Annotated in this window: 10 protein-coding genes and 3 tRNA genes; 7 read left to right on the forward strand and 6 right to left on the reverse strand. The window is 40.9% G+C overall.

What is annotated here, in order from left to right:
* Positions 1–19 precede the first annotated feature (19 nt).
* Both BKK50_RS05245 and BKK50_RS05250 read right to left on the reverse strand, forming a co-directional pair.
* Positions 20–235 (reverse strand): hypothetical protein, encoded by a 216-nt coding sequence (locus BKK50_RS05245; RefSeq protein ID WP_077416014.1) that lies wholly within the window; start codon positions 233–235, stop codon positions 20–22.
* Positions 236–450: 215 nt separating this feature from the next.
* Positions 451–660 carry a hypothetical protein gene (locus BKK50_RS05250; protein ID WP_077416016.1) on the reverse strand — a complete coding sequence of 70 codons (210 nt, stop codon included), beginning with the start codon at positions 658–660 and terminating at the stop codon, positions 451–453.
* Between the two features lie 108 nt (positions 661–768).
* Between BKK50_RS05250 and BKK50_RS05255 the strand changes: the two genes are divergently transcribed.
* On the forward strand, positions 769–1,020 hold the full coding sequence (locus BKK50_RS05255; protein WP_077416018.1) for a helix-turn-helix domain-containing protein: 252 nt from the start codon (positions 769–771) through the stop codon (positions 1,018–1,020).
* Between the two features lie 123 nt (positions 1,021–1,143).
* On the opposite strand, the gene mrcB is transcribed toward BKK50_RS05255, so the two are convergent.
* The 3 genes from mrcB to erpA are packed head-to-tail and all read right to left on the reverse strand — an operon-like array spanning position 1,144 to position 4,211.
* Entirely contained in the window at positions 1,144–3,507 is a 2,364-nt protein-coding gene (gene mrcB, locus BKK50_RS05260) for a penicillin-binding protein 1B (RefSeq protein WP_077416020.1), read from the reverse strand.
* 4 nt (positions 3,508–3,511) lie between these two features.
* The gene (locus BKK50_RS05265) at positions 3,512–3,865 is read right to left on the reverse strand and encodes a YacL family protein (protein ID WP_077416022.1); all 354 of its coding nucleotides are present in this window, start codon (positions 3,863–3,865) and stop codon (positions 3,512–3,514) included.
* A 1-nt stretch (position 3,866) separates the two neighbouring features.
* The gene (gene erpA, locus BKK50_RS05270) at positions 3,867–4,211 is read right to left on the reverse strand and encodes an iron-sulfur cluster insertion protein ErpA (RefSeq protein ID WP_077416024.1); all 345 of its coding nucleotides are present in this window, start codon (positions 4,209–4,211) and stop codon (positions 3,867–3,869) included.
* A gap of 126 nt (positions 4,212–4,337) precedes the next feature.
* On the opposite strand from erpA, the gene map reads away from it, so the two are divergent.
* Both map and glnD read left to right on the forward strand, forming a co-directional pair.
* Complete coding sequence (map, locus tag BKK50_RS05275) at positions 4,338–5,144, forward strand: type I methionyl aminopeptidase (protein ID WP_077416026.1); 807 nt, start codon at positions 4,338–4,340, stop codon at positions 5,142–5,144.
* 67 nt (positions 5,145–5,211) lie between these two features.
* Positions 5,212–7,803, forward strand: a complete 2,592-nt coding sequence (glnD, locus tag BKK50_RS05280; protein WP_143529759.1) for a bifunctional uridylyltransferase/uridylyl-removing protein GlnD — start codon at positions 5,212–5,214, stop codon at positions 7,801–7,803.
* Between the two features lie 36 nt (positions 7,804–7,839).
* Here glnD and hemL read toward each other — a convergent pair whose 3' ends face one another.
* Positions 7,840–9,123 (reverse strand): glutamate-1-semialdehyde 2,1-aminomutase, encoded by a 1,284-nt coding sequence (hemL, locus tag BKK50_RS05285; protein WP_077416030.1) that lies wholly within the window; start codon positions 9,121–9,123, stop codon positions 7,840–7,842.
* Between the two features lie 122 nt (positions 9,124–9,245).
* Here hemL and wecA point away from each other — a divergent pair, with 122 nt between their 5' ends.
* The 4 genes from wecA to BKK50_RS05305 all read left to right on the forward strand — a co-directional run bounded on the left by wecA (position 9,246) and on the right by BKK50_RS05305 (position 10,762).
* The gene (wecA, locus tag BKK50_RS05290; protein ID WP_077416032.1) at positions 9,246–10,313 is read left to right on the forward strand and encodes a UDP-N-acetylglucosamine--undecaprenyl-phosphate N-acetylglucosaminephosphotransferase; all 1,068 of its coding nucleotides are present in this window, start codon (positions 9,246–9,248) and stop codon (positions 10,311–10,313) included.
* A 164-nt stretch (positions 10,314–10,477) separates the two neighbouring features.
* Positions 10,478–10,554: transfer RNA gene (locus BKK50_RS05295), tRNA-Arg, on the forward strand.
* Between the two features lie 22 nt (positions 10,555–10,576).
* Positions 10,577–10,652, forward strand: a tRNA-His gene (locus BKK50_RS05300).
* Between the two features lie 33 nt (positions 10,653–10,685).
* Positions 10,686–10,762 (forward strand) — tRNA-Pro (locus tag BKK50_RS05305).
* Positions 10,763–10,789 lie beyond the last annotated feature (27 nt).

Here is a 10,789-nt window from a genome sequence, read left to right on the forward strand (position 1 = left end):
AGTTATCTAGTACAGCCCCCTAATATTTATCAAATTTATCAACAAATTTCTGAGCCTTTTCTCTTTGTTCAGATGTTGCTTTAGGATTACCTAAAATATCCTTTGCAGCTTGGACAGATGTTCCAATTACAAGGTCGGTAGCTCCTTTGGATAAGATTTTTAAACCATATCCAAATTTTCCAATCATCGAAGAATTTTTGAAATTATCAAAATCATCTTTGTAATTAAAAAACATAGTGATTACCTCCATTTTGATACTTATTTTTTATATAAAAATCAATAAACCTAATAATTTAGGACCTACATTTTTTGCACCAACTTTGGTTAGTCATACCTGATGGAGTTGTTTGTCTAAAACCGAATTCCTTTTCTAATTCTTTAGAAGTTCGTGCTACAGTGCCACATTTGGGACAACTATGTGGTAGTTTAATTGTTCCTGACACTTATACTTCACCTCTCTCTTTTAAAATAAGATACGCAATTTTTCTTTTTTTCTCTGAATGAGAAAAAAAAGCTATCATCATTCTTTACAATGCTACGTAATTCGCTACTTGATTTATCTGATAGTTCTTCTTTTAGCGCTTGTATTTCTGCATTATATTCATTAAGTGAATTTAATGCTCCTTTTGCTAAACTGCCAAGTCCATCTAGAAATCCCATAAATCCTCCTATGGTGAGTTAATACCTAAAGAACCTATTTTAGGTTCAATTGCATTCTATCTCAAACCTAAAACAGGTTCAATCTAATTTGTACCTAAAATAGGTGCAATGAAAAATCTAAGATTATCCATTCATTCTCGTGAACATCTTTGGCTGCGAGAAATTTTTATCTCTCAAAGACAAGCTCTCGGGCTTTCTCAACGTGCATTATGTGAAAAAATGGGCGTGGTATCTTATTTTGTAGGAAAAATTGAGACAGGAGATCGAAGATTAGATGTGTTGGAATTTATAAAATATTGTGAAGCGTTGGAGCTTAATGCCTCTAAACTCATATTAGAAATTCAAGAAAGATTTGGCTAAGAATTTATTCCTAAAATAGTAAAATACTAGGTTTAGATAGGTCGGGAACAAATATTCCGCGCACAAATAACCCATTATTAAATACGTGCATAAATTCTACCAATTCATATTCATTCTTACCGATTATTGAGGTTTGGCTTCCTCAATTGGTGCTTTATCTAACACATCCCATAGGCTGCCACGGGGTTCGTTTGAGCTGTTAGATTGCGAAGTCGGGGCAGGGGCGGAAACAGGGATGTTGCTACAAAAACTTTGCCCTTTATTTGCCCAAACCGGAATGGTACGGTTGCTACCACAATCCCAACTTCCGTATTGATTAATGCCAACCCATTTTATCGCAGTCGGTTTTTGGAGCTTTAATTTTTCAATGTAAACACGGTTGAGATAGTCTTTATAAATTTGCAATGCACCGGAAGCGCCGGTCAGTTTGGTTTCCCCATTGTCATCACGTCCTAGCCAAATGGTGCTGACATTTCGCCCGTCAATCCCCACAAACCAAGTATCCCGTGTATCATTTGTTGTGCCGGTTTTGCCTGCTAAATGAAGGTTGGCATAGTCATTTTGCAGGCTTCGAGCTGTGCCTCGCTCCACTGTTTGTTGCATGGCGAATAAAGTTTGGAATGCTGCTTCTTGCGGCACGACTTGTTCCGCTTCTTTTTTATGCTGATAAATGAGGTTACCTTGACGATCAGCAATGCTACCTACGGTGGTTAAATCTATCCTTCCCCCTTGGTTGGCGATGGTTTGGTAAAGTTTTGTTACATCATAAGGGGAAATCGCATAAGAGCCGAGCAACATTGCCGGCACTTTAGGGATGGCAACATTGTCCCAGCCCATTGCTTTTTGTGTTTCGATTACCTGGGTTAATCCCACTTTCATACCGATATTGACCGTTGGAATATTTAAGGAGCGGGCAAGGGCATCCATCAGCATCACTGAGCCGCTATATTTGCGATCATAATTGCGTGGTTGCCAAGGCGGACTGCCTTTTACATTAATCGTAATGGGTTGATTATTAATCGGTGTATTGAGGCGGAACTGCTCCGGATTGGAAAGTGCGGTCAAATAAATAGAAGGTTTCACCAACGATCCAATTTGACGTTTGGACATTAAGGCTCTATTAAACCCGGCATACTGGGTTTGTAATCCGCCCACAACAGCATGAATTTCACCGTTGCGATAATCTGCGACAATCATCGCCCCTTCCAAATACGGATTTTTCGTTGTCACCTGTAATTTAGACACTGTATTGACTACCGCATTTTCCGACTGTTCCTGTTGTTTGAGATCCATGGTGGAGAAAATGCGTGCGCCGAGCAGGCTGGCGGTTTTATGTTCCCCCACTAAACGGCGTAAATCGGCTCGTAATGTTTGAATAAAGGCGGGATATTTGCGTGAAATTTGTCCTTTCGCCTGAACGCCAAGGGGGCGATTGCTGAGTAATTCGTAGAGTTCATCACCAATCATTTGGTGATCGAGCATCAGTTTTAGCACGACATTACGGCGTTTTAAGGCATTTTGCGGATTACGCCACGGATTATAAAGAGAAGGGCCTTTTACCATGCCCACAAGTAAGGCAATTTGATCAAGGCTGATTTCACGAACCGAACGGCCAAAATAAAACTGGCTGGCAAGTTCAAAGCCATGAATTTGTGTATCGCCGTTTTGCCCAAGATAAATTTCGTTAAGATAGGTTTCTAAAATACGATTTTTGTCATAACGCCAGTCTAAAATAAGCGCCATAAGGGCTTCGTTCACTTTACGGGCGAGGGTGCGTTCACTGGATAAAAAAAGATTTTTCACTAATTGTTGGGTTAATGTACTCCCACCTTGTACCGTTTGCCCGGCACGAATATTGGCGATCAATGCCCGAGTAATGCCAATAGGATTAATGCCGTTATGGTCATAAAAACGGCGATCTTCCGTTAAAATGAGGGCATCAATAAGCAAACGGGGGTAATTTTGTAAAGGAATGGCAAGACGATCTTCATTGTCGGATTCCAACATCGCAATCAATTTCGGGGCAAGACGAAATTCATCCACCGCTTGAACGCTGACCAGATCCTCAATGCGGCTTAATTTATTGTCTGTAAAACGTAAACGTAATACCCGTTGAGGTTCCGGTTTGTCAGGGAAGGGGAAGGCACGGCGTAAAATGACAATGGTGTTGTCTTCTAATTTAAAATCGCCCGGTGCGGCAACCATGGTGGTTTGGCGATATTCATTGTCCAATAGAATTTGAATGACCTCATCAAAACTGAGATCATCGGCGATTTTGACGCTTTCAATTCGGCTATAGACTTCAGCCGGCAAACGCCAAACTTGCCCATTCATTTTGGCGCGAATTTGCCAATCTAGATAGCCCCCGTAAAAAATCGCCAACACAGCAGCGGTGAACCCTGCTTTAAGTAAAAACATTTTGCAGGCATAACGCTTGCTTGGTTTGGATTCTTGGCTTTTTTCTTGTTCGTTGCTTTTTGCTGTCATCTGGCTATGCAATAAAATCAATGTAGGCTTGAAGGAAATGGATAAAATCAGGTGTGCCACAAAAAGCGATACTTTCTTCATCATAATAATGGAAATCTTCTTCCTGTATTTCATCGGATTCCATCATCAGATTATTGGCACGGATTATCACTTCATCGGTATTTAAAAAGAGCGTATATTCCGCACCAATTAAACGAGTTTCTTGATTTTCAACTAATTGTTGCGCAGTAGAAAGTGCGGTCAAAATCGCCTGAGGATTTGACCGCACTTCCGTATTAAACCAATTAGCAAGGGCAATGTGTTCCATAGAACATTTAACGCTGACATTGCCCAAATATGATGTGAATTGAAAATCCATATTAAATACTAAAAGAAGAACCGCAACCGCAGGTGCTGGAGGCATTAGGATTGTTGACGATAAAACGAGAGCCTTCCAAACCTTCAGTGTAATCCACTGTGCCACCGATTAAATACTGTAAGCTCATAGGATCAATGACAAGTTGAACGCCGGATTTTTCAATCGTCAAATCGCCTTCATTGACCTTTTCATCAAAGGTAAAACCATATTGGAAACCGCTGCAACCGCCACCGGTGATATAGACACGCAGTTTAAGATTACTATTTTCTTCTTCACTAATTAAACTTTTTACTTTATTGGCAGCCGCATCGGTAAATGTTAGAGGGACGGCAAGATTATCAGTCATATTCTTTTCCACTTTCCTAAAATTTGAATTGGGCTATTATCCAATAACCGACTAAGGCATTCAAGATTTTTCACGGAAATCATGTTATAATTCGCTCCATTATTATGTTCAAACAGCGAGAAAAAAATGGCGATTCCATTAAGAACTGAAGAAGAAATTGTAAAACTTCGTGAGGCTTGTCAATTGGCTTCGGAAGTATTGGTGATGATTGAACCCCATGTCAAAGCAGGGGTAACAACGGGTGAACTTGATCGGATTTGTCACGAATATATGGTCAATGAACAAAAAGTCATTCCTGCTTGTTTAAATTATCATGGTTTCCCTAAGGCGACCTGTATTTCTATTAATGAAGTGGTTTGTCATGGTATTCCAAGCTCAGATAAAGTGCTGAAAAACGGCGATATTGTTAACATTGATGTGACGGTGATTAAAGACGGCTATTTCGGTGATAATTCAAAAATGTATATTGTGGGGGGGGAAACCAATATTCGCAGTCAGAAACTGGTGGAAGCCGCACAAGAAGCCCTTTATGTAGGGTTACGCACCGTGAAACCGGGTATTCGCTTAAATGAAATTGGTAAAGCCGTGCAAAAATATACGGAAAGCCAAGGTTTTAGCGTGGTGCGGGAATATTGTGGACATGGTATCGGTACGGAATTCCATTGTGATCCGCAAGTATTGCATTATTATGCCGATGACGGTGGGGTGATTTTAAAACCGGGTATGGTGTTTACCATTGAACCGATGATTAACGCCGGTAAAAAAGAAGTGCGAGTAATGGGAGATGGTTGGACGGTGAAAACCAAAGATCGTAGCCACTCTGCACAATATGAGCATCAAATTGTGGTGACAGAAACCGGCTGTGAAGTGATGACGATTCGTGACGAAGAAATTCGTGAAGGTCGAATTCAACGTATAATGGTGAATGTTTAATTTATTGTAAAGCCCACTTTGGTGGGCTTTTCGCTATGCTTAGTCAAGGAATTTTAACAAGATCATGATGCTTTTCCCCTTTGATATTCCTTCGCCCTTAACGCCAAGTGCGGTCAAAATTCAGCGTGAAAATCTCAAGCAATTTGAAATTGCGCATTTTTCACAATATTCGGTTTTTGAATTGATTGAAAATCGCACAAATTTTTACGATGCCTTATTAAAACAACTCTGGAGCCAAATGGCGTTGGATAAATACCCGCAAATTTCTTTAATTGCCGTGGGCGGCTATGGGCGTCGGGAAATGTTTCCTTTGTCAGATTTGGATTTTTTAGTGCTCACTGCGCAAACTTTGACAACCGAAGTAGAAGAAAAAATCGGTCAATTTATCCAGTTCTTGTGGGATTGCGGATTTGAGGTCGGTCATTCAGTTCGCACCTTGGCACAATGTGAGACTGAAGGGCGGGAAGAAATTACGATTGCCACCAATTTGCTGGAAGCCCGATTTCTCGCCGGAAACCGACCGCACTTTGAGGCACTTTGTGAATTGGTAAAAGCAGATGATTTTTGGTCAAAAGAAACCTTTTTTAAGGCGAAAGTGCAAGAGCAAACCGAACGTTATCAGCGTTATCACAACACAAGCTATAATCTTGAACCGGACATTAAATATAGCCCGGGTGGTTTGCGGGATCTGCATTTATTGTATTGGGTGGCACTGCGTCATACCGGGGCGCAAACCTTAGAGGCCATTTTACAAAGCGGTTTTATTTATCCGCAAGAATACCAGCAGTTGCAAGAAAGTCAGGCATTTTTATTTAAAGTGCGGTTTGCTTTACATCTTATTTTGAAACGCTATGACAATCGATTGTTATTTGATCGCCAGATCAAAGTGAGTGAATTACTGGGTTTCAAAGGGGAAGGAAATCAAGGCGTAGAAAAAATGATGAAACAGTTTTTTTTGTCGCTACAACGGATTTCTCTCATTAGTAATCTTCTGATTCAACACTACCGAGAACATTTTTTATCCCCTCATTATGATGTCTTTATTCATCAATTAGATGATGATTTTGAGCTGATTAATGACCGTTTATGCTTGCGTCAGCCGAATTTATTTTTTGAACAGCCTGAGCGTATTCTTGATGTATTTTTCTATTTAACCCGCTTTGAACAAGCCACCGTACATTCCGAAACCTTGCGTAAATTACGTCTTGCACTGGAACGGTTACCACAAAAATTGTGTGAAATTCCCGCAGCACGGGAAAAATTTTTACGTTTATTGAATCAAAAAAATGCCATTTCCCGAGCCTTTGTACCAATGCATCAATATGGCGTATTAACAGCCTATCTTCCCCAATGGCAAGCCATTGAAGGATTAATGCAATTTGATCTGTTTCATATTTATACAGTTGATGAGCATACCCTGCGGGTGATGTTAAAACTAGAAAGTTTTTTATTAGAAGAAAATGCCGCCGAGCATCCTCTTTGCCATCGTTTATTTAGCCAATTTTCTGACCGTACTTTGTTGTATGTGGCGGCGTTATTTCACGATATTGCGAAAGGGCGGGGAGGCGATCATGCCGAACTTGGTGCCATCGATGTGGCGGAGTTTGCTCAATTACACGGTTTTGATCGCCGAGAAACGGATACCTTGAGTTGGTTGGTGAAAGCACATTTGCTGATGTCCATTACCGCACAACGGCGTGATATTTATGATCCGGAAGTGGTGATGAGATTTGCAGAAGAAGTCCAAAATCAAGTGCGACTGGATTATCTGACTTGCCTTACAGTAGCCGATATTTGCGCCACTAACGGCACGCTTTGGAATAGTTGGAAACGATCTCTGTTCTCTTCTTTGTATCATTTTACTCAGCAACAATTTAACCAAGGCATGGTGGAATTACTGGATTATGCCGAAAAATCAGAAGAAAATCGCCGTTTGTCGTGGCAAATTTTGCAAGCCTCATTGCCTGATATTTCCGAGAAAACCGTCCACCTATTATGGGCACGTTGTCCTGAGGAATATTTTCTGCGTAATACGCCTAAACAAATTGCGGGACATACGGCATTGTTGGTGGATTTTTCAGGCGAATTGTTGGTGAAAGTGAGCAATGAATTTTCTCTTGGTGGAACAGAAGCGTTTATTTATTGCCAAGATCAACCGCATTTATTTAATAAAGTGGTGAGCACCATCGGGGCGAAAAAATTCAGTATTCATGATGCGCAAATTATTACTACACAAGACGGCTATGTATTCGATAGCTTTATTATTACAGAACTTAATGGTGATTTAGTGAAAGCTGATCGCCGCCGTGAATTAGAAAGCGCACTGACTAAAGCACTACAAAGTGAGAAACCGTTGCTGCCCCCTGTTTCTTCAAATCGTCAATTACAACATTTTACGGTGAAAACCGATGTACGTTTTTTACACGAAAATAAAACAGAACAGACAGAAATGGAATTGATTGCGTTGGATAAACCGGGTTTGTTGGCTGCGCTTAGTCAAATTTTTAATGATCTTCAATTAAATTTATTGAATGCTAAAATTACAACGGTAGGCGAAAAAGCCGAAGATTTTTTTATCTTAAAAAATAAAGAAAATAAAGCCTTAAGCTTACAAGAACGGGAAAGACTGCGTCAGGTGATTGAGCAAAAAATTAAATAAGAAAAAGTGCGGTGAAATCAACCGCACTTTGGGGGATTAGCTTAGGGAAGCGAAGGCGATATCCGCTGCTTCTAGTGTTTTGGCAATGTCTTCATCAGTATGTGCTAAAGACATAAAGCCGGCTTCAAATGCAGAAGGCGCAAGATAGACACCTTGCTCCAACATTTTGTGGAAGAAAGCATTAAATTTTTCTGTATCGCATTTCATCACCTCAGCATAAGAGGTGACGGCTTTTTGATCAGTAAAGAAAATACCGAACATTCCACCGACATAATTCACTACCAAAGGCACATGATGTTTGTTTGCCAAGGCTTTTAAACCTAAACAGAGTTTTTCGGTTTTTTCTGCGAGTTTTTCTTCGTTTCCTGCGTTTTTTAATTCATTTAAACAGGCTAGACCTGCCGCCATAGCGATAGGGTTACCGGATAGGGTACCGGCTTGGTAAACCGGGCCGGTTGGCGCAAGGTATTCCATTAGCGCTTTTTTCCCCCCAACCGCGCCCACAGGCATTCCTCCGCCAATGATTTTACCCAGTGTGGTGAGATCCGGCGTCACCCCATAATAAGATTGTGCACCGGCAAGGGCAACACGGAAGCCGGTCATCACTTCATCAATAATGAACAATGCGCCATATTTGTCGCAAAGTTCACGCAATCCTTGCAAGAAACCAGCTTTAGGCGGAATACAGTTCATATTGCCAGCAACAGGCTCAATGATGACACAGGCGATGCTATCAGGGAACTGTTCAAACAACTGCTTAACGGAATCTAAATTATTGTATTCGGCAGTCAAGGTATGTTTGGCGAAATCTTCAGGAACGCCAGGTGAGCTTGGTTGACCGAGTGTCAGCGCACCGGAACCTGCTTTGACTAAAAGCGAATCTGAATGACCATGATAGCAACCTTCAAATTTCAAAATTTTGTCACGACCGGTATAGCCTCGGGCAAGACGAATGGCTGTCATGGTGGCTTCAGTACCGGAACTGACCATTCTCACCATTTCAATAGAGGGGACCAATTCACAAACTAATTCGGCGAGATCGATTTCTGAGGGGGTAGGGGCACCGAAACTCAATCCGTTTTCTGCTGCTTTTAATACGGCGTTTAAAATAGTTGGGTGGTTATGCCCTAAAATCATTGGCCCCCAAGAACCCACATAATCAATATATTGTTTATTGTCCGTATCATAAATGTAAGCCCCTTGTGCTTTTTCAATAAATACCGGTGTTCCCCCCACGCCTTTGAACGCTCGAACGGGAGAATTGACCCCACCGGGAATAATTTGTTGTGCACGAGAGAAAAGTGCGGTCGAATTTGCCATTGTTTTTTCCTTAATGATAAAAATTGGGGCTATTGTACTGAAAAATACAGGCTTTGTTAAAAATATCTTTCTTGCTAAATTTTCCTTATGTTATCCTTTGCAAAAAAGATAAAGGTCGATTTATGTTAAGTCTCATTGTTACTTTTCTTGGCGCATTTTTAACATTGATAGTGATGCGCCCCATTGCGAATAAAATTGGGTTGGTGGATAAACCGAATTACCGTAAACGTCACCAAGGGGCTATCCCGTTAATTGGCGGTGTTTCCCTTTTTATGGGAAACCTGTGCTATTACTTAATGGAGTGGGATCAACTTCGTCTTCCTTATTTATATCTATTTAGTATTTTTGTACTCCTCGTCATAGGGATTTTAGATGACCGCTTTGATATTAGCCCTTTCTTGCGGGCAGGAATTCAAGCGGTACTGGCTATTTTAATGATCGATCTTGGGAATGTTTATCTTGATCATTTCGGACAGATCTTAGGCCCTTTCCAATTAACCCTGGGGTCTATCGGATTGGTGATTACCGTTTTTGCCACGATTGCGATTATTAATGCTTTTAACATGATTGATGGGATTGATGGGCTACTTGGCGGATTATCTTGTGTTTCCTTTGCGGCTATCGGAATTTTAATGTTTCGTGACGGGCAAATGGATATGGCGCATTGGAGTTTCGCACTTATCGCCGCAATGTTGCCTTACTTAATGTTAAATCTCGGTATCCCATTTGGCCCTAAATATAAAGTGTTTATGGGCGATGCAGGCAGTACGTTGGTAGGCTTTACGATCATTTGGATTTTATTGCTCAGTACGCAAGGCAAAGGACACCCAATGAATCCGGTTACCGCTCTTTGGATCATTGCGATTCCATTAATTGATATGGTGGCGATTATTTACCGTCGTTTAAGAAAAGGAAAAAGTCCATTTCGACCGGATCGTTTACATGTGCATCATTTAATGGTGCGGGCCGGTTTAACGTCACGCCAAGCCTTTCTCTTAATTACCTTAATGTCTGCGATTTGTGCAACGATTGGTATTTTAGGTGAAGTTTACTACATCAATGAATGGGTGATGTTTATTGGATTTTTTATCCTGTTTTTCCTTTATGTTTATTCCATTACAAGAGCATGGCGAATTACGCGTTTTGTACGACGGATGAAACGGAGAGCGAGAAAAGCAAAAGTGTACTAGTTATATAGTTCATAAATAATAGTAGAACGTTTTTAAAGTGAACGAAAAATTTACAAAATCTATTCAAATTGAATAAAAAATTGTCTTTCACGAAAAAAATTAAAAAAAAGTGCTAGACAAGGTATATTGAAATCATTAATATACGCCCCGCAACGACGCAGTACGCGTTCGTAGCTCAGTTGGATAGAGCGTTGGCCTCCGGAGCCAAAGGTCGCAAGTTCGAATCTTGTCGAGCGCGCCAGAGTCAATGCATTATTTCAATGGTGGCTATAGCTCAGTTGGTAGAGCCCCGGATTGTGATTCCGGTTGTCGTGGGTTCAAGTCCCATTAGCCACCCCATCTATTTATACTCCATATGAGAAGTATAGAAATCGGCGAGTAGCGCAGCTTGGTAGCGCAACTGGTTTGGGACCAGTGGGTCGTAGGTTCAAATCCTATCTCGCCGACCATTTTTTGTTCTTTAACAACGAATCAGA

Origin of the sequence: Rodentibacter rarus, from assembly GCF_001998965.1 — a bacterium.
In the GTDB taxonomy this organism is placed as follows: domain Bacteria; phylum Pseudomonadota; class Gammaproteobacteria; order Enterobacterales; family Pasteurellaceae; genus Rodentibacter; species Rodentibacter rarus.